General features: G+C 42.7%; 24 protein-coding genes. 12 read left to right on the forward strand and 12 right to left on the reverse strand.

The annotated features are described in order from the left end of the window. Positions 1-6: 6 nt before the first annotated feature. The 6 genes from urtD to F988_RS13340 form a co-directional block, all read right to left on the reverse strand. Positions 7-834, reverse strand: coding sequence for an urea ABC transporter ATP-binding protein UrtD (gene urtD / locus F988_RS13315; RefSeq protein WP_004679069.1), 828 nt, complete (start codon positions 832-834; stop codon positions 7-9). Beyond that, positions 835-1,905 carry an urea ABC transporter permease subunit UrtC gene (gene urtC, locus F988_RS13320; RefSeq protein WP_004683577.1) on the reverse strand — a complete coding sequence of 357 codons (1,071 nt, stop codon included), beginning with the start codon at positions 1,903-1,905 and terminating at the stop codon, positions 835-837. Positions 1,906-1,909: 4 nt separating this feature from the next. Next, positions 1,910-3,532 (reverse strand): urea ABC transporter permease subunit UrtB, encoded by a 1,623-nt coding sequence (gene urtB, locus F988_RS13325; RefSeq protein ID WP_004683579.1) that lies wholly within the window; start codon positions 3,530-3,532, stop codon positions 1,910-1,912. A 91-nt stretch (positions 3,533-3,623) separates the two neighbouring features. Further along, complete coding sequence (gene urtA, locus F988_RS13330) at positions 3,624-4,901, reverse strand: urea ABC transporter substrate-binding protein (RefSeq protein ID WP_004683581.1); 1,278 nt, start codon at positions 4,899-4,901, stop codon at positions 3,624-3,626. A 260-nt stretch (positions 4,902-5,161) separates the two neighbouring features. Further along, positions 5,162-7,045, reverse strand: a complete 1,884-nt coding sequence (gene parE / locus F988_RS13335) for a DNA topoisomerase IV subunit B (protein ID WP_004683582.1) — start codon at positions 7,043-7,045, stop codon at positions 5,162-5,164. A 17-nt stretch (positions 7,046-7,062) separates the two neighbouring features. Then, the gene (locus tag F988_RS13340; RefSeq protein ID WP_004683583.1) at positions 7,063-7,650 is read right to left on the reverse strand and encodes a YqiA/YcfP family alpha/beta fold hydrolase; all 588 of its coding nucleotides are present in this window, start codon (positions 7,648-7,650) and stop codon (positions 7,063-7,065) included. Between the two features lie 263 nt (positions 7,651-7,913). Between F988_RS13340 and F988_RS13345 the strand changes: the two genes are divergently transcribed. Further along, positions 7,914-9,260 (forward strand): PGAP1-like alpha/beta domain-containing protein, encoded by a 1,347-nt coding sequence (locus F988_RS13345; protein WP_004683584.1) that lies wholly within the window; start codon positions 7,914-7,916, stop codon positions 9,258-9,260. A gap of 361 nt (positions 9,261-9,621) precedes the next feature. Here the strand turns inward: F988_RS13345 and F988_RS13350 are convergent, their stop codons facing one another. Both F988_RS13350 and gshA read right to left on the reverse strand, forming a co-directional pair. Beyond that, positions 9,622-10,122, reverse strand: coding sequence for a disulfide bond formation protein B (locus F988_RS13350; protein WP_004683586.1), 501 nt, complete (start codon positions 10,120-10,122; stop codon positions 9,622-9,624). 18 nt (positions 10,123-10,140) lie between these two features. Continuing rightward, on the reverse strand, positions 10,141-11,718 hold the full coding sequence (gshA, locus tag F988_RS13355) for a glutamate--cysteine ligase (RefSeq protein ID WP_004683588.1): 1,578 nt from the start codon (positions 11,716-11,718) through the stop codon (positions 10,141-10,143). A gap of 234 nt (positions 11,719-11,952) precedes the next feature. On the opposite strand from gshA, the gene F988_RS13360 reads away from it, so the two are divergent. The 3 genes from F988_RS13360 to F988_RS13370 are packed head-to-tail and all read left to right on the forward strand — an operon-like array spanning position 11,953 to position 14,413. Further along, entirely contained in the window at positions 11,953-12,492 is a 540-nt protein-coding gene (locus tag F988_RS13360) for a DUF924 family protein (protein WP_004683589.1), read from the forward strand. Positions 12,493-12,529: 37 nt separating this feature from the next. Continuing rightward, complete coding sequence (locus F988_RS13365) at positions 12,530-13,087, forward strand: CC0125/CC1285 family lipoprotein (RefSeq protein WP_004683590.1); 558 nt, start codon at positions 12,530-12,532, stop codon at positions 13,085-13,087. Positions 13,088-13,105: 18 nt separating this feature from the next. Further along, entirely contained in the window at positions 13,106-14,413 is a 1,308-nt protein-coding gene (locus tag F988_RS13370) for a DUF445 domain-containing protein (RefSeq protein ID WP_004683592.1), read from the forward strand. Positions 14,414-14,449: 36 nt separating this feature from the next. Here F988_RS13370 and F988_RS13375 read toward each other — a convergent pair whose 3' ends face one another. After that, positions 14,450-14,899, reverse strand: a complete 450-nt coding sequence (locus tag F988_RS13375; protein WP_004683594.1) for a hypothetical protein — start codon at positions 14,897-14,899, stop codon at positions 14,450-14,452. A gap of 283 nt (positions 14,900-15,182) precedes the next feature. On the opposite strand from F988_RS13375, the gene F988_RS13380 reads away from it, so the two are divergent. Both F988_RS13380 and F988_RS13385 read left to right on the forward strand, forming a co-directional pair. Next, on the forward strand, positions 15,183-16,337 hold the full coding sequence (locus tag F988_RS13380) for a pyridoxal phosphate-dependent aminotransferase (protein ID WP_004683595.1): 1,155 nt from the start codon (positions 15,183-15,185) through the stop codon (positions 16,335-16,337). A gap of 91 nt (positions 16,338-16,428) precedes the next feature. Beyond that, on the forward strand, positions 16,429-17,796 hold the full coding sequence (locus F988_RS13385) for an MATE family efflux transporter (RefSeq protein ID WP_004683597.1): 1,368 nt from the start codon (positions 16,429-16,431) through the stop codon (positions 17,794-17,796). Between the two features lie 63 nt (positions 17,797-17,859). On the opposite strand, the gene F988_RS13390 is transcribed toward F988_RS13385, so the two are convergent. Beyond that, positions 17,860-18,687, reverse strand: a complete 828-nt coding sequence (locus F988_RS13390; protein WP_004683598.1) for an SDR family NAD(P)-dependent oxidoreductase — start codon at positions 18,685-18,687, stop codon at positions 17,860-17,862. A 346-nt stretch (positions 18,688-19,033) separates the two neighbouring features. On the opposite strand from F988_RS13390, the gene F988_RS13395 reads away from it, so the two are divergent. The 6 genes from F988_RS13395 to F988_RS15520 all read left to right on the forward strand — a co-directional run bounded on the left by F988_RS13395 (position 19,034) and on the right by F988_RS15520 (position 24,473). Beyond that, the gene (locus F988_RS13395) at positions 19,034-19,711 is read left to right on the forward strand and encodes a TetR/AcrR family transcriptional regulator (RefSeq protein ID WP_004683600.1); all 678 of its coding nucleotides are present in this window, start codon (positions 19,034-19,036) and stop codon (positions 19,709-19,711) included. A gap of 237 nt (positions 19,712-19,948) precedes the next feature. Then, complete coding sequence (phoB, locus tag F988_RS13400) at positions 19,949-20,659, forward strand: phosphate regulon transcriptional regulator PhoB (RefSeq protein WP_004679100.1); 711 nt, start codon at positions 19,949-19,951, stop codon at positions 20,657-20,659. 8 nt (positions 20,660-20,667) lie between these two features. Beyond that, a complete protein-coding gene (gene phoR / locus F988_RS13405; RefSeq protein ID WP_004683602.1) occupies positions 20,668-22,026 on the forward strand; it encodes a phosphate regulon sensor histidine kinase PhoR in 1,359 nt (452 codons plus the stop codon). Positions 22,027-22,415: 389 nt separating this feature from the next. After that, positions 22,416-23,444: an IS701 family transposase gene (locus F988_RS13410; protein ID WP_081399038.1), complete on the forward strand. Its 1,029-nt coding sequence runs from the start codon at positions 22,416-22,418 to the stop codon at positions 23,442-23,444. Between the two features lie 40 nt (positions 23,445-23,484). After that, complete coding sequence (locus tag F988_RS15515) at positions 23,485-23,934, forward strand: hypothetical protein (RefSeq protein ID WP_004683603.1); 450 nt, start codon at positions 23,485-23,487, stop codon at positions 23,932-23,934. Positions 23,935-24,044: 110 nt separating this feature from the next. Then, positions 24,045-24,473: a restriction endonuclease gene (locus F988_RS15520; RefSeq protein ID WP_004683604.1), complete on the forward strand. Its 429-nt coding sequence runs from the start codon at positions 24,045-24,047 to the stop codon at positions 24,471-24,473. 62 nt (positions 24,474-24,535) lie between these two features. Here the strand turns inward: F988_RS15520 and asd are convergent, their stop codons facing one another. Then, on the reverse strand, positions 24,536-25,387 hold the full coding sequence (gene asd / locus F988_RS13420) for an archaetidylserine decarboxylase (protein WP_004683606.1): 852 nt from the start codon (positions 25,385-25,387) through the stop codon (positions 24,536-24,538). Then, positions 25,384-26,232, reverse strand: coding sequence for a sulfurtransferase (locus F988_RS13425; RefSeq protein ID WP_004683607.1), 849 nt, complete (start codon positions 26,230-26,232; stop codon positions 25,384-25,386). The genes asd and F988_RS13425 overlap by 4 nt, the downstream gene beginning before the upstream one ends. Between the last annotated feature and the right edge of the window lie 101 nt (positions 26,233-26,333).

A 26,333-nucleotide genomic window follows, 5' to 3' on the forward strand; every position in this document is an offset into this window, starting at 1 on the left:
AGTCTCCTAGCGTCCCAAATACTTTTCAATCACATCTTCATTGGCTTGTACCTCTGCCAATGTGCCTTCTGCCAAGATTGCGCCCTGTGCTAATACCGTCACTTTTTCGCTGATGGTATCAATAAAGCTCATGTCATGTTCTACGACCACCAGCGTATGATTTTTTTTCAATTCCAGACACAATTCAGCAGTGCGTTCTGTTTCCGCATCGGTCATTCCTGCCACAGGCTCATCCAATAAAATCAGCTTCGGACGTTGCATCAATAGCATGCCAATTTCTAACCACTGCTTTTGGCCATGAGATAATAATCCTGCGGGCTTTTTTACAAATTCCTTTAAGCGAATTTGCTCCAGACTTTCCTCCAGTGCTAACTGCGCTTGTGGATCAAGTCGGCTAAACAAGCTTTTTTTCACTCGCTTATCACGTGGTGCAGCGAGCAGTAAATTTTCCATGACTGTAAAATTTTCAAATACCGTTGGTTTCTGAAATTTGCGCCCAATCCCAGCTTCCGCAATTTCCTCTGTACTCATTTTGGCAAGATCATAGTTTTGTCCAAAAAAAGCAGTGCCCGTGGTTGGACGAGTTTTCCCTGTAATCACATCCATTAGTGTGGTTTTCCCCGCACCATTTGGTCCAATGATGCAGCGTAATTCACCTTCAGCGATATACAGTGATAAATCATTGAGGGCACGAAACGAATCAAACCAGACACTAACTTTTTCCAAATACAAGGCAATCCCATGACTAAAGTCTGCGCCCTCAGTTTTGGCGCGTCCATAGCCCTCGCCGAGTTGACCGCCATGTTGAGCTGAGTCTACGAATAAATCACTCATTTAATTGCTCTCCTTTTTAAAACGGTCAAATAAACCAATCACACCTTTCGGTAAGAAAATCGTCACCACGATAAATAAAGCACCTAAGATCAGTAACCATGCTTCGGGAGCGGCCACAGTGAAATAGGTTTTCACCGCATTGATTAAACCTGCACCAAGAATGGGTCCGATCAAGGTACCACGCCCCCCTGCGGCAACCCACACTGCCATTTCAATCGAGTTGACTGGATTCATTTCGCTTGGGTTGATAATGCCCACCTGTGGCACATACAACGCCCCTGCGATACCTGCAATTACCGCAGACAGTACCCATGCTGACAGCTTGTACCACAGCGTACGATAACCCAAATATTGCAAACGGTTTTCGCTGTCACGAATCGCCCCCAACACACGCCCGTAAGGACGATTCATCAGTTGACGTAAGCCGATAAAGCACAGCATCAAAACCAAAGCGGTGACAAAACATAAAGTGGCACGCATCGGCGCAGAAGTAATATCAAAACCCAATAAGGTTTTAAAACCCGTGAAGCCATTGTTACCACCAAAACCTGTCTCATTGCGGAAGAACAACAGTGCCGCAGCAAAAGTCATGGCTTGGGTAATAATTGAGAAATACACACCCTTGATTTTTGAACGGAAAGCAAAGAAACCAAAAATAAAAGCAACTAAGGCAGGTACAGATAAAACCAAGATCATTGCCCAAGCAAAATGCTCAGTTCCCACCCAATACCAAGGGAGTTCTGTCCAACTGAGGAAACGCATAAAATCAGGCAGACCATCGCCTGCGGATTCACGCATCAAGTACATGCCAAAGGCGTAACCACCCAAGGCGAAATATAAACCGTGCCCCAAGCTTAAAATCCCTGCATAACCCCACACTAAATCCAGTGCCAACGCGACTAATGCCAGACACATGATTTTGCCAATCAACGTAATCCAATACGCTGACAGATAAAATGCCGAATCAGGGGATAACAAATGCAACCACGGCAAGCTCAATAACACAGCAAAACAAATGGCAATCGCGATTGCACTATAGGGTTTATCTGCAAATAAAGAAGTGATTTTCATTGGCTTACTCCACGAAACGACCTTTGATGGCAAACAAACCTTGTGGACGCTTTTGGATAAACAAAATCACAAGAACCAAGAGAATAATTTTTGCTAAAACTGCACCTAGACCAATCTCCAAAACTGTACCGCTAATCCCTAAACCTAAGGCTGCAAGTACTGCCCCCCATACTTGACCCACACCACCGACGACAACGACAAGGAAGGCATCAATAATGTAGTTTTGTCCGAGGTCAGGCCCGACATTCCCTACTTGTGCTAACGCACAACCTGCCAATCCAGCTAAGCCAGAACCTAAACCAAATGCCATCATGTCGATACGTGCAGATCGAATGCCCACGGCACGCGCCATTTGACGGTTTTGTGTCACAGCACGGACAAATAATCCGAAACGGGTTTTGTTTAATAAGAAAACGAGTAGCAGTAACACCGCCACAGTAAAACCAATAATCGCAATACGGTTATACGGCAACATCAGGCTTGGCGTCAGGGCAATACCACCACTGAGCCATGCGACATTCGACACTTCAACATTCTGTGCGCCAAAGATCATCCGAACCGATTGCATCAAGATTAAGCTCACCCCAAAGGTTGCCAATAATGTTTCCAATTGGCGACCATAAAGCGGACGAATCACAGTACGTTCAATCAACATGCCGATCAGCGCACTCACCAGAAATGCAGCAGGAATCGCAGCCAATAAATACCAATCGACTAAGCCTGCAAAGTGCGTTTTAAAAAAACTTTGAATGACGTAAGTGGTATAAGCACCGATCATGATGAGTTCACCATGTGCCATATTGATGACACCAAGCAAACCATAAGTGATCGCAAGACCAAGCGCTGCTAAAAGTAAAATACTTGCGGTACTGAGACCCGAAAATACATGCCCTGACCACTCACTGATTTGCAAACGGGTTTTAATTTTATTTTGTGCTTCAACCAGAGCCGTCTTGAGTGCTGGATTGCTCTGCGGTTGCTCTAAGCTTTGTGTGATTAAAGCATATACATCTGGACGATTTGAATCCGCCAAAACTTTTACTGCTTCGATCTTGATGAATTCATCTGAACTATTAAAATCTAAACGAGCTTTCAGTTGTGCTAAACGGGCTTTAACACTTTCACTTTTTTCATTGAGATAGAGTTGTTTGATCGTTGCGACATCAAGCTCATCCAAGTTATTTTCTAAAATATCAACAGCGGCTAAACGTTGTGATGCATCATCAGAATTCAATTTAACTTTGGCTTGTCCAAAGTTCAGTGCCTTACGCAAGGTATTGACCAGCGTCACTTGAGATAAATCTGAGGGCCAAGTGTCGATGGCTTGCAATTGTGGATAACTTAATAATTTTTCATCGTTTTTTAAAATGTAAGTATGACCTGAACTATCGGTATATAACTCATTTTGATCAATATACGCGACCAATTGATCCAGTTGCTCAATACTGGCTGGCCATTGATTCAACATGGCGCGACGAGTAGCAAAGTCAGATTTAACAAAAGTCTGGATGGCATCCTGAGAAGTTGTAGACGTCACAATTGTTGGTGAAGTAACTTCTGCCCATGCAGGATTAAACATGATCTGTGCCATGATGCAGAGCATTGCCAAAACATAGTGTTTCGCCATAAGACTCCCCTTATATTTTCTATTTAAACCAATCAATCAGAAATAAAACCAAGAAAAACCTGCTGCCAAAACAGCAGGTTGCATAGGAAAATTATTTAGGAATATATGGGCTCCAAGGCTCAGCCTTGATGGTTTGAGGCGTTTTATAAACCACATCAAATTGCCCATCACCACGAATTTGCCCAATCATCACAGGTTTATGTAAATGGTGATTGGTTTCATCCATTTTGAGGGTATAACCCGATGGTGCTGCGAAAGTTTGACCTGCCATTGCATCACGAACTTTATCAACCTCTGTAGAACCTGCTTTTTCAACCGCTTGTTTCCACATATTGATGCCTACATAGGTCGCTTCCATCGGATCGTTGGTCACAACTTTGTCGGCATTTGGAAGCTTGTACTCCACTGCATATTGTTTGAATTTATTTACAAACTCGGTATTTTTCGGATTTTTAACTGACATGAAATAGTTCCATGCCGCCAAATGCCCCACCAATGGTTTGGTGTCGATACCACGCAATTCTTCTTCACCCACCGAGAATGCCATCACTGGAATATCGGAAGCTTTAATACCCTGATTACCCAACTCACGATAGAAAGGAACATTGGAGTCGCCATTGATAGTGGAGATCACCGCAGTCTTTTTACCCGCAGAGAATTTCTTAATATTGGAAACGATGGTTTGATAGTTGCTATGACCAAACGGTGTGTATTCTTCCATGATGTCTGCATCGGCAATCCCTTTAGACTTTAAGAATGCACGTAAGATTTTGTTGGTGGTACGTGGATAGACATAATCCGTACCGAGTAAAACAAAACGTTGTGCTTTACCGCCCTCTTCTCCCATCAAATACTCAACTGCAGGAATCGCTTGTTGATTCGGTGCTGCACCTGTATAGAAAATATTTTTTGATTGTTCCTGACCTTCATATTGCACTGGATAGAACAGTAAACCATTCAACTCTTCAACCACAGGAAGAACCGACTTACGTGATACTGATGTCCAGCAACCGAAAATAACGGCAACTTTGTCCTGAGTAATTAACTGACGTGCTTTTTCAGCAAATAACGGCCAATCTGATGCTGGATCAACGATAACAGGTTCTAATTTTTTACCGAGTACACCACCATTGGCATTGATTTCATTAATAGTCATCAATGCCGTATCTTTCAGGGAAGTCTCAGAAATCGCCATCGTGCCTGAGAGTGAATGTAAAATCCCCACTTTAATCGTGTCACCGCTTGCTGCAGGTGCAGCTTTCGTTTCAGTTTTTGTTTGTTCTGTTTTTTCTGCTGGTTTTGAACAACCGACCAGTCCTACCCCCATCATGGCTGCCATAAGAACGGACATTGATAATTTATTTTGCATCTTGTTTCTCCCCACACATGGATATTGTGATTTTTACTGAGTGGAGTTATTCAATTTCTATGCCAACAATTTAAATCATTGTTTTATTTTAATATTTATAAGATAAGATAAATAAGAATCCAATCTTGTATACAACATTGCATACAAAAAGAACGGGATGAACTAAAATGATGCAGATTAATTTATCCTAAATATGGCTAGACCCTAGATAAAGAAAAGCCAAGCATGAGCTTGGCTTTTAATCTTTCAATTAAAAAGAATTAAACAACTATATCCGCTAAATTACCTTTTTGCTCTAACCAATGCTTACGATCACTCGAACGTTTTTTTGCCAGCAATTTATCTAATAATCCTGCGGTAAAATGCGCATCATCCAAATCGAGTTGGACTAAACGGCGGGTATTGGGATCCATCGTGGTTTCACGCAATTGACTCGCATTCATCTCACCCAATCCTTTAAATCGAGTGATTTGCGGATTTTTATTGCCTTTCACTTTTTTCAAAATGCTTTCGAGTTCACTATCATCCAACGCATAATAAACATCTTTACCAATATCAATACGATATAGTGGTGGCATTGCAACAAACAAATGACCATCTTCAACTAAAGTCGGGAAATGCTTCACAAACAAGGCACAGAGTAATGTCGCGATATGTAGACCATCCGAGTCTGCGTCGGCAAGAATACAGATTTTGCCATAACGTAGTTCAGACAAATCATCACTGCCTGGATCAACCCCTATGGCAATCGCAATATCATGTACCTCTTGAGAAGCGAGCACCTCATCCGAAGATACTTCCCATGTATTTAGAATTTTTCCTCGAATCGGCATAATCGCTTGGAAGTTCTTGTCACGCGCTTGTTTAGCACTTCCACCTGCCGAATCCCCTTCGACAATAAATAATTCGCTGTCTTCACGCGTTAAACCCACACAATCAGCCAGTTTTCCAGGTAACGCAGGACCAGAGACGATCTTTTTACGTTCGACTTTCTTAGCTGCTTTTAAACGACGACCTGCTTTGGCAATTGCCATTTCAGCTAATTGAGTTGCGATCTCAGCATGTTGGTTTAACCATAAAGCAAACGCATCTTTGGCAATATTGAGCACAATATTCGAAGCTTCACGGCTCGATAGACGTTCTTTGGTTTGTCCTGAAAATTGAGGTTCTTGGAATTTCAGCGATAGAATAAAATTGACACCATCCCAGACATCTTCTGCCGAAAGTTTCATATTACGTGGTAATAAATTACGTAATTCGCAGAACTCTCGTAACGCCTCCGTGACCCCTGAACGCAATCCATTGACATGCGTACCCCCTTGCGCAGTTGGAATCAAGTTGACATAACTTTCTTGAATCTGTTCACCGCCCTCAACATTCCAGCAAATTGCAAATTCACACACGGCTCTTTCTGCTTGTCCACTACTGACAAAAGCAGGATCAGGTAGAATCTCTCGATCCTCAAGTTCATCCATTAAATAGTCAACCAGACCATTTTCAAACTGCCATTCAATTTTTTCGTTATTAATTTTATCGTCATAAATAATTTTTAAACCTGCCGCTAAAACGGCTTTGGCTTTTAAATTATGCTTCAATGCTTTTAGTGCAAATTTTGGACTGTCAAAATACTTGGCTTCAGGCCAAAAGCGAACGGTTGTGCCTGTGGCACGTTTTGCCACTTTCCCCTCTAGTACCGATAAAGGTGCCACAGGTTCACCCTGCTCAAACACCATCTGATACAGATTGCCCTGACGTTGTACCGCCACCTCAACCCGTGTGGATAAGGCATTGACCACGGAAATACCTACACCATGCAGACCGCCAGAAAATTGGTAGTTATCGGTACTGAACTTTCCGCCTGCATGTAATTTGGTCAAAATAATTTCGATACCACTTTGTCCATATTCAGGATGAATATCGACTGGCATACCTCGTCCATTATCTTCGACTGACAATGAACCATCTTCATATACGGTGACACAAATTTGATTGGCATGTCCTGCAAGTGCTTCATCCACTGCATTATCAATCACCTCTTGCGCCAAATGGTTTGGACGCGAGGTATCGGTGTACATGCCTGGACGACGACGAACTGGGTCTAAACCAGAAAGAACTTCAAGGGATTGTGCCGTGTATTGTGTCACTGGGTCTGACTTCCTTATTAGAGGGTTGCCGATAAAAATTCGAGGATTAAGGGTAGTTTTTCTTCAAAATCATCCATTGCATGATTGCCATCCATGTCAGTTAAAATCAACGATGATGGCTGCGCCGCACTATAATAACGTTGTGCCTGGCGATAATCCAAGACTTCATCGTCTTGTTGCAACAGCACAAGAATTTTATCAGCATGATTGAGTCTGGTGTTGGCAATGGATTGTAGTTGCTGCAATTGGTCAGTATCAAGTGTCCATGATTCAGTCACCTTGAGTGGAATTTGCTCAATCCCAAACAAATCCTTAAACAGTTGCCATGGTTGCATGGCTGGATTAATCAGTACAGCAGGACAAGCATATTTAGCGACAAAATATGTCGCATAAAATCCCCCTAAGCTACTTCCAACCAACACCACTTGGTCACGTGGTAGACTTTCGATCAACCCAGAGATTTTTTGCAGCACCTTATCGGGAGATCGATTCAGATCGGGCAAATGCACTTGAAACTGATCGTGATTTGCACAATATTGACTCAATTGCTGCCCTTTTTTTGACATGGGGCTACTACGGAAACCATGTAGATAGATAATTTGCATATGCACCAAAATAGACACCAGCTTGACTTATAGTGGAATAAATCACATTATTAATCACAACAGTTAATCAAATAACAATATAAATTACATTTAAGCTTGATATTGTCTGACATAAAAAACGATAGTGCACTCCGTTCATCAGTATTCTAAAAAAATTACTTATGAAACAAATAAGATGTAAGCGTTTGTTGTAGTTTATCTAAACAGTATTAAACTGAATAACATCAAACCTTCGGTATATACAAAAGGATGGGGAAATTAATATGCCAAGTTTAACACCTCTGCATGAAACCTACTGTAAGTGGGACCGTACACCCCCAAGTCAGGCAGATGTTTTGGAAGGTTTCGCACAACTTGTGAGTACCAGTTTAAGTGGGGTTCATGAATTGGTGCAGTTGGTACAAACTGAAGTGTTACGGACGACACTCGGTTTAAGTGCACAAAAAGCCAGAAATTTACAAAAACTTCCACAATTACAAAAGTTTTATCATTTTTCCTATGATGCCATCCAGAAATATGGTCGCTGTTTTCTTGCACCAAGTCTGCGCCGCATCATTGAACGATTCCCTGTCCTACATGACAAACCACTGACCCCGACCCTACATTTTGTGGTGGGGGCGCTAAATGGGATTTTTGGGGATTTTTTCCTTAAGCAGCATAATCCAATGGCTTTGCCGATGGTGCTGTATGACCATTATGGATCACTACAGCAAGGTGAGTTAACTGGGCGTGTGGTGATTTTGACCCACGGTCTGTGCATGAACCATTTAACCTGGTCAAATCAGCGTTATGGCGGTATCGGTGAACGGTTATTGGCACAGCGTGACAACAACACCATGCTGTACCTGAACTACAATACAGGACGACGCATTTCCGCTAATGGCCATAGTTTTGCCGATACGCTTGAAGATCTGGTGCAACGCAATCCACGCATCACCAGTATCGACCTGATTGGCCACAGTATGGGTGGGCTGGTTTCACGCAGCGCGCTGTTCTATGGCAAACAGAACCTGTATCAATGGGTTCATATGGTTGAGAATCTGGTTTGTATTGGTTCACCTCACCATGGTGCAGCGCTTGAGCGTTTCGGTTTTGTATTGCAGGACAAACTTGGTGCATTTCCTTTTATTAACCTGATTGGTCAGTTGGTCAATATCCGTAGTAACGGTATTCTGGATCTGCGCTATGGCAGTGTCCGTGATGACGACTGGGAACATAATGACGCACGTATCGGGTTTGCAGACGACAACCGCAAACCTGCGCCATTACCCTCTCATATCAATACCTTCTTAATCGCAGGTACTTTAGAATTTGAGAAGTTGCGCAACAAGGCACTCAAGCTGATTGGAGATTCAATGGTCAGTGTCAAGAGTGCTTTGGGAGAGCATCCAAACCCTCGTTTCCAGCTTAAATTACCAGAAACGCATAAAGCTGTGTTTTATGGACTGAATCACTTTGAAATTCAGTATCATTCCAGTGTTGCGGAGCAGATTACCCGCTGGTTATATCCTGAAGTGGGTGAAGTGATTGAAGAAGGCGTTCAAACACATATGGTGAATATGCAACATAATTATACTTTCGATGATTTAGACGGCATTGTTGAGACTTAAAGTAAAAAGCTCGGCCAAAGCCGAGCTTCTTTTATCCGAATAGCCGTAAAACCTCGGGGTTTAGCCCGAGGATATAAGGCTGCAATCCGCTAGTCCCCCTTGTGGGGATTAGCTAGGATTGCTAAAAACATTTGAATCTAGTAATCCATGTGCTATGATAATTACGTTGTATATTTTTAGTTAGCAGACTGATACAACACGAAAAAAACAGTTTTCCCCATTGTAATCCGTGCACTCTTTGCAATCCGAAAGGTAGGACTACATTGGAATAAGAAGCAGAGAACTATAGTATCTGTTTCGTGGCAGGACATTGCCATCTAGCAGTAGGAATCCCCGTCCTTTAGGTCGGGGAGGATGTCAATTAAGCTGCACGATAATTTCTAAACAGTTGCCATAAACAGATCAACAGAATAAGGCTGAAATAGAGCAAAGACCAGACAGGCAATGACTGTCCCAGGAAAGTCCAGTCAATTGCAGCACATTCACCCGATCCTGAAAGCACTTCCCTAAACACCGCTTTCATTGGCAGGGCATCCACTAGATAGTCCAGACCTGGACCACAACTTGGCACCTTGTCGGGTGGTAAATGCTGTAGCCAAACATGGCGAGATGCCACGCCGACTGACCAACCGATGGATAAAGTCGCTAATAGTGCATAAAAACGTTTAAAGGCGTTTGAAATCGGATTATGAATAAATGCGACTAAGGCAATCAATCCCATTCCAATTAAGCCAATACGTTGGAAAATACATAGTGGACAAGGCTCTAAACCTTGCACATGTTCTAAATACAACGCAAACGAGATACCAATAATACTCGTTAGTACCAGTAATGCACTAACTAAGCGGTAAGTCCATCGCATGAGAAGTCCTCTAAAATTTTAACGGTATTGTGCAAGATATTGTTCGAAGCTGATGTCGTTATCTTGTTCAAGTTGCACCTGTTTTTGCAACGATGTTTGCGCTAATTCTGCAAAATATTGTTGTCTTTCTGCACTCAGCTGATGTTGCTCATAACGATTGACATGTTGTTGAGCCATAACACTCCCAAAGCTCCATGTCCCACCATGATCCAAAGTATCTTTAATCACATGCGCGGAAAGCGTATTGTCAACATGATCTAAACGCTGCTGCATCACTTGGATTGCCTCAGAATATAACTGTGAACCATCCATTTGATCTAACAAAATAGCGCAGTCTTGAATCGCATTTAAATGACGCTGAGCCCAATCATGAAGTGAAACTATTGTTTCACCTTCTATAATTTTAGCATCTACTGCACGTCCACGATTAACCACTTCAGTTTGATTATGATCAATTTGCTCTTGCTCTTCTGCAAACAAATCAGGACTGTCATTTAATAAACAATACAATGCTAAACTTTCAAGAAAACCCGCTGAAATTTCATCAATTCCAATCGCACTATAAGGGTTCACATCTACAGCACGTAATTCTACATATCCAACACCACGATTCTTCAATGCTTGTGATGGAGTTTCACCCGCTTGTGGTACTTGCTTTGGGCGAACTAGACTGTAGTATTCATTTTCAATTTGCAGCACATGGTCATTGATCTGAATCGGTTCACCATTCTCATCATCCAGACCTAAATTGGTAAATTCAGGATAAGGGGTATGCACCGCTTTTTGTAATCCCTCAAGATAATCGTGTAGATCGTTGTAATGAATACCTAATTCTTTTTGCGCTGAATTCTGGTATCCCAAGCGCCCCATGCGTAATGCAGTGGCTTCTGGTAAATATAATGTTCCTTTAACCAAAGGCTGCAAGTGATGCTCACGCCCTGTTAAAAAGCAACGACAAACCGATGGGCTTGCCCCTAAAAGATACATAACCAATGGGGTAAGTCGGATAAAGTTCCGAATCAGGCCAAAATAGCGGTGACTACGGTAATCTTGCGGACTGAGCTGCTTTAATTCTGGATTGCTTTCATGTTGCTGCAATACTACAAATAATTGATCAGGAAAAGATAAATTGTAGTGCACCCCTGAAATGGTCTGCATACGGCGACCATAGCGCACACCCAAACCACGGCGGTATAAGGTTTTAAAGCGGCCAATATTAGAAGTGCCGTACTGTGCTAATCGGATATTTTCTTCATTATCATCCAACATACACGGCATGGACAGTGGCCATAGACGCTCACCATCTTCTAGCTGCTGATGTACCACGCTATGAATATCCCTGAGTTCATTTAACGCGGCGGCAATGCTAGTTTGTGGGTTGGTGATAAACTCCATCAACGCTTCGGAATAATCTGTGGTGATATGTGGATGGGTCAGTGCCGAGCCTAAAGCTTTTGGATGATTTTTTTGTGATAAAAATCCATTGCTTTGCATACGCAGACTTTCACGCTCTATACCACGCAGCATCCCCTTGAATAGCGAGGCATCTACCCACGTTGGTATCACAGAGGCGGAAAGTGTGCTGGGTTGATTCATATTATATGCTCGCTTGTTCAAGATCAGCCGACCAACGAAATGGCAACGACTTTGTCGAGTAGATTGGATTTGAATAATAGCAATCCTTTCGACTCAGCCAATTATAACGACAATTATGGCCTAGTCACCTGATTGTATTGGTTTAGCTTGGCAATTTTTAACACAATCCGATTATATAAAACACGCTGAAATTGTGATTTTATTAAAAATAAATCTTCCGATGGATATCCACCCATGCAAGCCCAAGACATTCTTGATTTCTGGTTTGATCCTGACCACCGTTCACTCTGGTTCGCCAAAAGTGATGAATTTGATGCAAAAATTCGTGAGCGTTTTCAAGCAATTCATCATCAGGCTATACAGGCTGAACTGTGGTCATGGCGCAAGACCGCCGAGGGACGCTTGGCAGAAATCATTGTGCTGGATCAATTCTCCCGAAACCTGTATCGCGACCAGCCACAGGCTTTTGCCCATGACAGCATGGCACTGATGCTGGCGCAGGAGGCGATTAGCCTGCAACTGGATGCCCAGCTCAGCCCTGATCATCGCTCATTTTTATATATGCCATTTATGCATAGTGAATCTAAATTAATGCATGAGTTTGCTTTAAAACTGTTCCAACGTTTAGGGAACGAAATTAATTTGAGCTTTGAAAAAAAGCATAAAGTGATTATTGACCGTTTTGGGCGCTATCCACATCGCAATGCGATTTTAGGGCGAAGCTCAAGCGCAGAGGAACTTGAATTTTTAACCCAACCGAACAGTAGCTTTTAGGACCATCTTCCCAGACGCTGAAAAACAGGAATTGCCTATGAAAACCTTATTGATGTGCACACCGCTCCTTGTCGCACTGACATTTACAGGCTGTGCCAGTGTCCCATCACAACCCAGAACATTCGACCAACTTGGACAGTTCACCGCTTATCCATTAAATAACAAAACTTACCGTGTGGGTTTTCAGGCTGATCGTAATTTGAGTTATGGTACAGCCGAGGAGATAACGTTGTTAAAGGCGGCACAAACCACTGTCAAAAACGGTTTCCGTTATTTTACCGTTGTTGATGATCCAAGTAATGCACGTCACAAGACACAACGCCAAGCTGTGATTTATCCGACACCCTCTTATTACCCATATGGTTATTATCGCCGACATCCTGCCTTTTGGCCTGATCCATTCTATGATATGCCTCAAGTGGTCAATCTTGATCCAATCCAAGTGTCGTATACTATTGAGTGTTTTCAGACTCAGCAGCAATCGCCTGACGCATTTGATGCGCACCTCATTTTGCAATCATTAGGGCAAAAATACGGATTGAGTCCAACAGGAGACGTGTTGCAGCCCCCTGCGCCATCTCAAAGCAAAAAGTAAATTGATAAGGATGACTCAATGAATTCAGTCGAAGAAATTCACGTACCGAGCCTGCAAAAAAGTAAGTACTTCGCCACTATGGCATTGATCATTGCGGTTATAGCATGGATTGGCTTAATGGTCGCGGCGCATTTTTTACCTGAATATAAATGGGTCATTCATATTTTTATGTTAGGTGCGGAAGCAGGTGTAGTTGGTGGGCTAGCTGATTGGTACGCTGTCACTGTGCTTTTCCGTAATCCTTTTGGAAAAATGCCTTTACCCAAACTATTGCGTGACCATACCGAAATCATTCCACGGAATAAGGCTCGAATTGCAGAATCAATGGGTCGTTTTGTACAAGAAAACTTTTTATCTCCTCAAATTGTTGAACGCAGTTTAAAAAATGCCGACCTCAGTTTGGCCGTCGGTCAATGGCTAGCTACCCCTCAAAATAACCAGCAAGTCGTACAGATGATTCAACATACTGTACCGAAAATTTTTGAATTTGTGAGCCAAGATCAAATTGCCCACTTTGTGCAAAACAATAGTGTGCAATGGGTACGCAGTACCAAAATCAATAAATTAGCCAGCGAAATGTTACGTGCCGTTCTGGAAAATGACTTCCATCAGGATGTGCTACAGCGTGGCCTTGATCTGGCCCATCAATGGATTGTGTCGCATCCTGAACAGGCACGCAACCTGTCACGCAAACTGTTTCAGGAACTCGGTGTCTGGAAACTTGCCAAAGGCGCAAGCTGGATTGGCATTGATGTGCAGCAGCGCACCATTGACTCACTGATTGAAAAGGTTGAGTCCATGCTGGCTAATCCTGAACATCCGTGGCGGCAGGACATTGAAACCACCACGCATAATCTGATGTTGCAGCTTGCGGACAGCAACAGTGAAGCCAGCAAGCGCTTAAATCAGAGCAAGGATGATGTGCTGGACAGTCCACAGGTGCTGAACTTTATCAGTGGTGCAATTGCCATTCTCTGTGATGCGGTCAAAACCGACTTGATGCAGGCAGATTCAGGTATTGCCAGCAATTTACAGGCGGCATTACAACAATTGGGCGAAAGCCTGGTTCAGAATGAAAAAGTGCGTCAGGTTCTGAATGAGAAAATGGTCGGTTTGGCAACCAACTTTAGCGAACAATATAGCGACAAGATCATCCGTTATATCAGCGAACGTATCCACGAGTGGGATTCACGGGAAATGATTGCCAAAATCGAAAGTGAGGTCGGTGGTGACTTACACATGATTCGCGTCAATGGCGTGATTGTCGGGGCATTTATTGGCTTGGCACTGGGTGTGATTCGTGCCATTGTTGAAAATGTTTTATAAATAGCAATATAACGATAGGGGATTTACTCCTCATCGTTATGCAGATTGCGCCAGTTGTTGCTTGCTTTGCTGGTAATATCGAACCAGTGCATCGGTGTCCTGCTTTAGGAACGCAGTGAGGTAGGTTTTGACCTGTACCAGAGAAAGCTGCTTAAACTGAACCGTCTCTTTCGCCTGAAGCGTAATCAACCCAAATATTTGTTTTTTAGCAACAACTACAGGAATGTCTGTCTTGATGATAAAGTTAAGTTCCTGAGATGATCCGTAGGTATTCAATACAATTTCTATGGTCCGTTGGGTCTTCTCATCTGTGATGGTAAAGGTCGGACTGGCACCATCCAGTTGCAACCAGCAGCTTAACTGCTGTTTCCAGCCCATTCGGTCAAATCTGGTCAATATCCCAATGGTATTCAAAGTCCCAAACTGCTCCACATCATTGAGATCAATATGATGCGGATAGCGTATTTTTAAATCGAAACTGTCCATTGCCTGATGTCCCATTTCACTATAATTGGTATTTAATTGAACCGCTCGATAGAAATTATAGCGCTTTACAGCAGCAACTAAAATAGCGTATCATCATGAAAAACAACAAATTTTTTAGACAATTTTCAATAAAAAATGACCAATTCCGTCACTATTGTTTTTTTTTCAGACACAATTACCTGTTTTTACTGACCTAAGCCACATTTTTCAGTCAATTAACGGCAAACCTCAACATTTACTATACAATCACTGCAAAACAAAACGTCAATCAGGTTAAAAAACAATGTTGCAGCTTCAGTCAAAACTCCCAAGCCAAGGCGTGACCATTTTTAGCGTGATGACTGAACTTGCACAACGGCTCAATGCCCTAAACCTGTCACAGGGCTTTCCCGATTTCCCAGCACCGCCTGCCCTGATTGAAGCCCTCTGTCAGGCCACCCAGTCAGGATACAATCAATACTCTGCGGGTGATGGTCTACTGGCATTACGTGAGCAACTGGCGCAGCAATTTCTACAGCGTGACCAGCTACAGCTTGATCCCATCACTGAGATCACCATTACCCCAGGCGCAACCATCGCAATTTTCTGTGCTATTCAGGCCTGTATTCATGCAGGTGATGAAGTGATTATTTTTGACCCGAGCTATGACAGCTATGCCCCTGCAGTACAACTGGCAGGGGGGAAATCCGTTCATATTCATTTAGAAGCACCAACATTTCAGGTGAATTGGCAAAAAGTTAAAGATTGTATCAATGCAAAAACCCGCATGATCATTGTCAATACGCCGCATAACCCAACGGGTGCCATCTGGTCGGAACAGGACTGGCGGCAGTTGATTGAACTCATTCAAGATAAAAATATTGTGGTGCTGTCTGATGAGGTGTATGAACATCTGGTGTTTGATGGGCGGAAACACTACAGCGCGCTACAGTTTCCAGAACTGCGTGAGCGTAGTTATGTAATTGGCTCTTTTGGCAAAAGTTATCATGTGACGGGCTGGAAAACGGGCTATTGCGTTGCCTCAGCCAACCTGATGCGCCTGTTTCGCCAGATTTACCAGTTTGCCAACTTCTGCGGCACCACACCTTGCCAGATTGCGCTCGCTGATTATATGCAACAGCATCCTGAGCATATTCAGGAGCTTCCCGACTTTTATCAGGCGAAACGCGACCTGTTTAATGCCCAGATTGAAAACTCACGTTTTAAATTGATTCCATCGCAAGGTACTTATTTCCAAAGTCTGGACTACAGTGCAATCCGTCCTGACCTGAATGACATTGAAATGTGCCAGTTTTTAGCGGAACAGCATAAAATCGTCGCGATTCCTATTTCCGTTTTTTATCAACAAGCGCCCGAATCACTACGCCTGATTCGTTTCTGCTTTGCCAAAACCGACCAAACGCTGCAACATGCAGGTGAAATTCTGGTGCGTTGCTGATCAACAAAAAAATAAACCGAACAATCATGACTTCCACCTGACTGATGATGGTATGGTGAAAAAATAGATGTTTCAGGATGAAGCAAACTGAATGACACCACACCAACCTCTGGTGATGCAGCCAAACCTCTGGAAAACCTTTTTTGTCTTTCTGGTTCCCTTGATTGCTACCAATATTTTGCAGAACCTGTCGGGAACGATTAATACCATCTTTGTTGGGCAAATGATGGGCGTGGATGCCATTGCCGCAGTTTCAGTGTTCTTTCCAATCCTGTTCTTTCTGCTTGCCTTTGTGATTGGGATCTCGGCGGGAACAACCGTGTTGGTGGGACAGGCCTGGGGTGCACAGAATCTTGAGAAAGTGCGCTGTGTGATTGGTTCAACCCTGTTCATGACCCTGATTGGCGGGAGTGTGATTGCGGTTTTAGGCGTGATGATGGCTGAGCCCATGTTGAAATTGCTGGGTACAGATGCCAAGGTCATGCACCTGTCGCTACCCTATGTGCAATGGATGCTGGCAGGTAGCCCACTGTTATTTGTCTATATTATCTACACCTCAATTCTTCGCGGTGTCGGCGACAGTGTGACACCGCTGATCGCATTGAGCCTAACCAGCCTGATTGGTCTGGCGGTTACGCCTGTGTTGCTAAAAGGCTATTTTGGCTTTCCCGCCCTCGGGATTGTTGCACCAGCCATCGCAACCATTCTGGGTTATGCAGCCGTATTGATTTTTCTAGGGTTTTATCTCAATTATAAAAACCATCCACTGAAAATAGATGCGCGACTTTTGCAAAGCATTCGCCATGATGCAACATTAAGTAAACTAATCCTAAAGCTTGGTATCCCAACAGGCATCCAAATGGTGACAACTTCATTGGCAGGCTTAGTCATTATTGGTTTGGTTAATCATTATGGTGCACATGCCACTGCGGCTTATGGAGCAGTCAATCAGGTGCTGAACTATATCCAGTTTCCAGCGCTATCCATTTCAATTGCGGCTTCTATTTTTGCCGCACAGGCGATTGGTGCTGGCAAGCCCGATTTACTGGCCAAAGTCACCCGAACGGCTTTAGGAATGAATGTCATATTTACTGGCAGTTTGATCACTTTGGCTTACTTATTTTCCAAATATTTAATGGCGCTGTTTATTACCGATCACAGCGTGATTGAGCTTGGGCAGCAACTGTTGTTTATTGTACTGTGGGCTGTTTTATTCTTTGGGGCTAGCGCGATTTTTGCATCAATCATGCGGGCTAGTGGTACAGTGAATGTCCCAATGATGATCAATATTCTGACCATTATTTTAATTGAAGTTCCTTGTGCCTATTGGTTTAGTTCGTTATGGGGCTTAACGGGCATTTGGACGGCTTACGCACTTTCTTTTGTCTGCTTATGTGTATTACAAGCCTCTTATTATCAGTTCGTTTGGAAGAAAACCAAGATCAAAGTCCTTATTTAAAAATTTCTTTGATCCTCAAATAAAAAAGCCATTCTTTAAGAATGGCTTTTTTATGCTTGAAACTTACATCATTTTCGTTGCAATCGCTGCAAGACGTTGATAACCCGTTGGGAATAAACGCTGGAATGTATCCACAACGCGCGCATCTGTACCAATCAGCAGACGGCGTTTGTCTTTCAATACCGCATTAAGAATTTGACGTGCCGCCTCTTCTGGTGGAGTACGCAGGAACTTGTCAAACTGCTTGATGGACTTGTTCGGGTCCATGCCCAGACTCTTCAGGCTGTCATTCATCTTCGCTGCTTTTGCGATATTGGTGCGTATACCACCTGGGTGTACACAAAGAGAACTTACGCCACTCTTTTCAATATCAAGCTCCTGACGCAATGATTCAGTAAAACCACGTACCGCGAACTTGGTTGCGTTATAGGCAGACTGTGTTGGCTGCGAGGTTAGACCAAAAATACTGGAGATATTGATGATATGACCATCTTTGGTTTGCTTAATGAATGGCAAGAATTCCTTGGTGCCGTAAACCACGCCCCAGAAGTTGATACCTACGATCCATTCCAGATCTTCATAGCTTGCACCTTCCACAGTTGAGCCCAAAGCCACACCCGCGTTGTTGAAGATCATATTTACTGCACCATGATCATGTACCGTTTCCTGCGCCCACTGTTTCACCGCATCACGGTTTGAAACATCAAGCACCTTGGTGGTTACAGTCACTGGATATTGTTTTACCAGCTCAACAGTTTGCGCCAGTCCCTTTTCATTGATGTCACTCAATGACAAATGGCAGCCCTGTTTAGCCAATAAAACTGCGAGTTGCTGCCCAATCCCAGAACCTGCACCTGTGATCGCCGCGACTTTATTTTTAAAGTTTTTCATTGCCTATCCTTTGTATAAGGGTCTGTGAAATGCCAACAGACCCTATGAATGAGATGCACATAGTTCGCCCCAATCATGCGTTATCATGTGCAGTTTAAGCTGTAACCAATATAATTTTGACAATACATGTTGTCAATATAGTACAATGGACCTTTAAGACAAATGGCAATAACCAACACCTTACATGTCATAATAGGCCTATTTACATTTTATGGCCGAACATGGTTAAAAGAGACAAGATGGATTTTCAAAATTTGGTTATGCCAGGTCAGCACAACATTGTTGAAATACAGATAACCATGATCTACATGATTTAAAGACTTTTTATTAAGGAACGGTTTTCTCAATGGCAACTCAAGATCGATCGATACGCAAGAAAAATACGACTGATAGTAAAGAACGTCAGTTCAAGGGTCTCTCCTTGACTGAGCGCAAGCAAGCACGCCGTGAAAAACTAATTGAGGCAGGCATTGCCACGTATGGCACACAGGGATTCTTCTCCGTGACGGTTAAGGATGTCTGTAATGAAGCCAAGCTGACTGAACGCTATTTCTATGAATCATTTAAGAAAAGTGAGGAACTATTTCAGACGGTTTTCCTGAAAATGATTGAGAAAATGCAGACCTGCCTGACCCAGGCGGTACTCATGGCTGCGCCTGAACCGAACAACATGGTCACGGCGGGATTGTCCGCCTTACTCAGTACCATTAAGGATGATCCACGCATGGCACGGATCATTTATATTGATGCCATGCTGGTGCAGGATTTACATAACCAGGCCACCATTCAGGAAACCCTGACCCAGTTTGACCGTATTATTCAGGGCTTCGTGATGATCACCATGCCCAATGCCCCACAGAGTGCTGAAGGAGTGTCTTTAATGGCAACAGGGCTGAATGGCTATGTCACGCATATCATTATCCGTTGGGTTTCCGAGGGCTTTAAGCAGCCACTGGAGGATGTTTTGGCGGCCTGCTGTGCAGTGTTCCAGTCCTTTATCGAGACCACAGCCAAAAAAAATTAAAGTCGTTTTACAGTTTTATGACAGATACAGCCCTAAAACCGAGGTAGAGTTAAGCAAATGAATTGCATGGCTTTATTGATCGTTTAACTGTCATCATTTGGTCACTGCTCTGCCCCAAAACTGTCACAATTTATTGCTAAATTCGACTTTATCAGCTCTTTTGCAATGATATTGTCATAATTAATCTTTGTAATAAGCCTGTCATAACTAAAAAACCATATTTAAGGGTATTGCGCTGTGAAAGATGACTATATTTTAATTGTCGATGATGAGCTACCAATCCGCGAAATGATCCATACCTCTCTGGATATGGCGGGCTTCCAGTGTCTACAGGCGGAAGATGCCAAACAGGCGCACCAGATCATCGTTGATCAGCGCCCCGCACTTATTTTGCTGGACTGGATGCTTCCAGGGGGAGTCAGCGGTGTGGATTTGTGCCGTCGCCTGAAACGTGATGAAAATCTGGCAGAAATCCCAGTCATTATGCTAACGGCTCGTGGGGAGGAAGACCATAAGGTACAGGGTCTCGATGCAGGTGCGGATGACTACATGACCAAACCATTCTCCACCCGTGAACTGGTGTCACGCATCAAGGCGGTGTTGCGCCGTGCCAATGCGCTCAGCGGTGAAAAAGTGATTGATGCCAACGGCCTGATGCTTGATCCTGTCAGCCAGCGAGTTAGTTTTGGAAACAGTATCCTTGAGATGGGCCCGACTGAGTACCGCTTGTTGGCATTCTTTATGACCCATCCTGAACGTGCCTATACCCGTGCCCAATTGCTGGATCAGGTCTGGGGGGGTAATGTCTATATTGAGGACCGCACCATCGATGTGCATATCCGTCGCCTGCGCAAGGTGCTGGAACCATTTGGGGTGGATCGTTTTGTACAGACGGTACGCGGTACAGGCTATCGTTTCTCTACACGCGCTGATTTGGCAGCAGGTTAAAATCCTTTATGTATGAACCCTATCCCGTGCCTGAACTGGCACGTGAACACCAGCATTTTCGCTACAGCAGTTTATGGACGTTTGCAAAACAGGATTTAAGGCTGCTGCTGTTTTTCTTATTGATTGCAAGCTTGATTGGATTCGGGGTCGGATACTTCTGGAGCTGTGTTTTTATCGCGTTCGTGGTTTTTTTTGCCCTCCAGCTACGCTCGCTTTATCTGGTCAATGACTGGATTTCCAATCGCCCCTACGATGTGCCACCCAACCTCAATGGTATCTGGGGTGCATTGCTGTTCAATGTCTACCGTGCCCAGCGTCAGGAACGTATTGTTCAGGCGGAAATGGTCGGACTGATCGACCGCGCCCAATCATCTCTGGTGGCGTTGGCTGAGGCAGTGGTCTTGATTGATGACCAGCATCAAATTGAATGGTGGAATCCCGCTGCGGAAAAATTACTGGGGATTAGCCCATTGGACCGAGGGCGTAACTTGCTGGCGATTTTACGCCAACCCAACTTTATTGAATATTTCAAGCATAGTGATCAGGCACCCGATGGCATTCGTCTACAAGTCAAAATGGATGAAGAACATTATGTACAGGTGAAACTGACCCGTTTTGGGGGTGAAAGTCGGTTGCTGGTCGCCTATGACATTACCCGCATGCACAATCTTGAACAAATGCGTAAGGACTTTGTCGATAACATCTCACATGAACTACGAACGCCATTGACCGTGCTCAGTGGCTATATCGAAACCTTTACCGATCAGGATGACATTACCCCACGCTGGAAACGTGCCTTTACCCAAATGCAGTCACAAACCAAGCGGATGAATGCATTGGTCAACGATTTATTATTACTCTCCAATTTAGAAAATAATAAGAAAGTGGCAAAAAATCAGATTATTGATATGGCCAATTTAATGAACCAGATCTTCGATGATGCCCGTGCCTATAATCTGGATTATGGTCATACCCTGAATCTGGATATTGATAGCCACTGTGACCTCATCGGTTCAGATATGGAAATTGCCAGTGCATTCAGCAACCTGATTACCAATGCCATTAAATACACCCCTAAAGGTGGCATTATCACCATTGGCTGGCATGAAGATGGTGATCACGCCTACTTTACAGTGCAGGACACTGGTATTGGTATTAACCCCAAACACCTGCCTCGCCTCACCGAACGTTTCTATCGGGTGGACAGCGCACGTAGCCGCCAGACAGGCGGAACAGGTCTGGGCCTCGCCATTGTCAAACATGTGCTGATGCAACATGGCGCATATCTGGAAATCAGCTCGAAGGAAAATGAGGGTTCCACCTTTACCGCAGTTTTTCCGAAAGAACGTTTATATCGTATGATATAAAGAGCTACCCACGTTGTACCAAATGTAAAAAAGCCCGACATCCTGTCGGGCTTTTTTGTATTTCGCACTTTAGGTATAACTCCTGTCCTACCTCACGTCCTGATGCCTGAACTTATCATTTTTGTTTTATGTTCTGGAACTTCCTGTTCCTGATGGGTTCATAATAGGCAATTTTCTAGTGTATGAAAATGCGCCATTCACTGGAATTGGTGTAAGAAAAAGCGTACAGGGTTTTGTCTTATCCAATATTCTTTTCAAAACCTAACGACATCAATTGACGTAGTAGATAAATTCGTACTTTACTATAAATCACAGATAATTACATAATCATATTAGGACTTACGCATTGACGGATTCAAAAAAGTATTAAAATAGTTTATAAAGTATCTGTGATCAGACGAACTAAACATGCTTCTACAGCAACTTGTACATTACCCATTTATATGGGCTTTCTCATGACAGAACCGAACTCTATTAGCTGCACACAACTTGCCGAGACTTATAATATCTCGCATGATAGTGTAAATCGCTTTCTAGAGCGTGAAGACTACACACCTCACGACCTATATCAAGAAGCAATTCAACATATTGATAATAATAAACTTATAGTCAGTATTGATGATACTGTTTTAGATAAACCATATAGTCAACATATGGACTTAGTTAGCTATTTTTGGTCAGGCAAACACCACCGATCCGTCAAGGGTATTAATCTCATTACCTTGTATGCGACAGATCAGAATGGTCAAAATATTCCAATTAATTTCCGAATTTATGACAAATCTGAGGGTAAAACCAAGAATGATTACTTTATGGATATGTTAAGTGAAGTACTTAGTTGGGGTGCAAAGATTCAATTTATTACAGGTGATAGTTGGTATTCATCGACTGCAAATCTAAAAACCATAAGAAAACATGGTATTCGATTTATGTTTGGTATCGACTGTAACCGTAAGGTTTCCCCAGAAAAAGGACAATGGTTTCAACTGCGTTTATTGCCAGATTTCCATCAGGGTCAAGTGGTCTGGCTCAAAGATTTTGGCTTTGTACAATTATTTAAGACTCAGTTAAAAGAACAGCAGAGGTTTTATATTGTGCATCAAGATGAAGATGATTTATTGTCCTTTGAGGGTTTTCATGAATTACATTCAAGTCATTGGAAAATAGAACAATATCACCGAGTGATTAAACAGGTTTGTCATATTGAAAAGTTTCAAGTAAGACGATCTAAACTGATTTTGAATCATATTTTTTCAGCCTTGATGGCCTACGTCGAGATACAAAAGAACCAGTTTGAGGGGATCTTTGAAAATGTATATCATTGGCAGAAGAAATTATTTAGACCAATGATCAAAAACTTCATTGATGACTTTATTCTCGATAAAAATCATCTGCTACCACAGAGAGTCTATAAATAACAGTGCGTAAGTCCTACATATTTAAAAAAAGGGGAAATTAATGAAAGTAATAATGATTAGAAGTCCAATGTCTGTGCTAGAAAAAGATCATATTGGATACGGTTGGACTAAAGTAAATTTTTCAAAATATGAAAATGCCACTGATGTAATTGCCAAAATTAATGAAGAATATACCAATGGTATTGGTAGACATTCCAATAGTATAAAAAGATTTTTTAACTTAACTACTGGAGATATTGTTGTCGTACCATTATCCAAAGCAATTGCCATTGGTATCGTAAATGGTAAAAAATCCTTTGATCAAAACCTGGCCAAGGCTAAAGCCTGCAATCTTATTTCAGTAAATTTCTTTAGAACTAATAATGGGCATATTCTACGAATACCTAGAAAATCCCTCACCCAAGGCTTTGAAAGTCGTCTAAAAGTAAGAAAGTCAAATACAAACCTGACTGATTTTAAGAAGAAATTACTAGAATCATTGATTCTATAAAATCTAATGGTGCATATAAACAAGAAACATACCTGCTAGAGAAAATATCAGAAGCAGAGCAAAAATTTAAAAAAGATCTTCTTGACTCTATAACATCTGGAACAACCTGGTTGTCTGCTGGTGGAAATGGACTAGAACAACTGGTTAAAGAGCTTCTTGTTATTGAAGGTTATACGGCAACTATTCAACCTAAAAATCAATCTTCTGATATCTCTGATATAGATATTATCGCAAGTCGAGTAGACCGTTTTTCGGAATCTAATTTACTGATACAAGTTAAACACCATGCAAATATATCAGGTAGTCACGGACTTAAGCAATTGATGGCTTTCAACGATTTTGAGGATATGGAATACCAAAAGTGGTTTATAACTACAGCAGATATGACTGATTCATCATTGGATCTAGCTTCTCAAAACAACATTAGAGTTATGGTTGGTTCTGATTTTATTGATTGGGTTTATGAGAATATTTCGGATTTATCTTATGCAACAAAACAACAGTTAGGCATTATTGAAATACCACTACTTTTAAAATAGCCATACAACAATTATTTAAAAAAGCCCCTTAAAAATTTTCAGGGGCTTTTTTATCTGCAAATTTAAACCGAATGCCCCAACCGCTCACCCATCACCACAGTTGAATTGGCTTTAAACTGCTCTTCCCACACCATTTTATCTTGTTCAAATAAAACAACGGCTGTTGAACCCAAGTAGAAACGTCCAAGCTCCGCACCTTTATCCAGTTGCAGTTGATGATGCTGTAACTCAACTTTACCTGATGGCTTCACCTTACCTGTCGCAACGGTTTCAATCCCAGCCACAATCATCGCACCGACCAAAACTACTGCCATACGGCCCAGCTCAGTGTCAAACAGGCACACCATACGTTCATTACGGGCAAACAAACCTGATACATTTTCAGCAGTGGTTTGGTTGACTGAAAATAACTCGCCTGGAATATACAAGGTTTCCGTTAATGTTCCAGCAAATGGCATATGTACGCGGTGATAGTCTTTCGGTGATAAATAAACTGTTGCAAACTGACCATTGATAAATGGCTTGGCAAGTTGTGGATCACCGATTAATTTCTCAACTGAAAAGCTTTGACCTTTGGCCTGAAAAATATCACCTGCTTCAATTTTACCGAGCTGAGAAATCGTACCATCCGCAGGGCTAACAATACTATCGGCACGCTCATCTACACCACGCACACCCTGTTTTAATGCACGGGTGAAAAATTCATTAAATGATTTATATTGATTCGGATTCGTTTGTTCAGCAATACTCATATCAATGCCATATTTTGCTTTGAACGCCTGAATAACAGCAGTTTTCACCAAAACATTTTCACTTGCGGCAACCTTGCCAATGACACGGCTCAGTTGGTGTTGTGGCACAAGATTCTGTACTTTGATAAACAGTTGTTTTTTTAAATCTGCTGAAAAACTCAAGATGGTGACTCCCCTGAAATAATAGGACTATCGAGGCGATTGCCCCATTCACTCCACGCACCATCGTAGGCCCTGACTTGCCAATTGAGCAATCTTGCCAATATATACGCCAAACCCGAACGGTGATGCGACTGACAGTAGACCACCACAGGTTGTTGTAAATTAAAGCCTAATTGCTCCAAACGTTGTTGAGTGCGTTCAAGCGGGTGCAATTTTAGATGATTTTCACGATTAAGGGCAGTACTCCATTCAAAATGCAGTGCATTTGGGATGTGACCCCCACGACGCGCAGCTAAACGTAGTCCAGTATATTCTTCATTGGTACGACAATCCCAGAGCTGAATATTCTGTTCTTGAACCTGCTGCAATAGCTCGTTGTATTCAATCCGATGCTGTTGCACACTATCCAGATCAACCTGTAGCACATCAGCGACAGGCGTGACTTTTTCAACCTCTGTGGTGGTGGGTAAACCAGCGCCCAACCAGCCATGAATTCCGCCATTGATCAAACTGGTACGGGTAAAACCAAGGCAGTGTAAATTCCAGATCAGCCGCCCCGCCCAAGCACCGCCCTCATCATCATAAACCACGACATGATGCTGCGGTGAGATATTCAGCTTTTCAATCAGGGTTTTTAATCCCTGTACATCGGGCAATAGACCATTGGCCTGTTCCTGTTGCGCCACCAGATACTTTGGCTGCAAATGAATCGCATGCGGGATATGTAGTTGCTCATAAACCGATGCTCGGCTTAAATCAACAATACGAATCAACTCGTGCCCCAAGTAGGGCACAAGCTGCTCAGGTTCAATCAGTAAATCAAGTTTAAAGTCTACATCTGTCATGGTTAGGGGGTCTTGTCGCCACAGCACTGGAATGATTTTAACATAGCCTACTTTTTATCTTTGTCTGATTTTTTGCATTGGTTTAGCAAAAAAGGAGATAT

The organism is Acinetobacter parvus DSM 16617 = CIP 108168, from assembly GCF_000368025.1.
GTDB classification, from domain to species: domain Bacteria; phylum Pseudomonadota; class Gammaproteobacteria; order Pseudomonadales; family Moraxellaceae; genus Acinetobacter; species Acinetobacter parvus.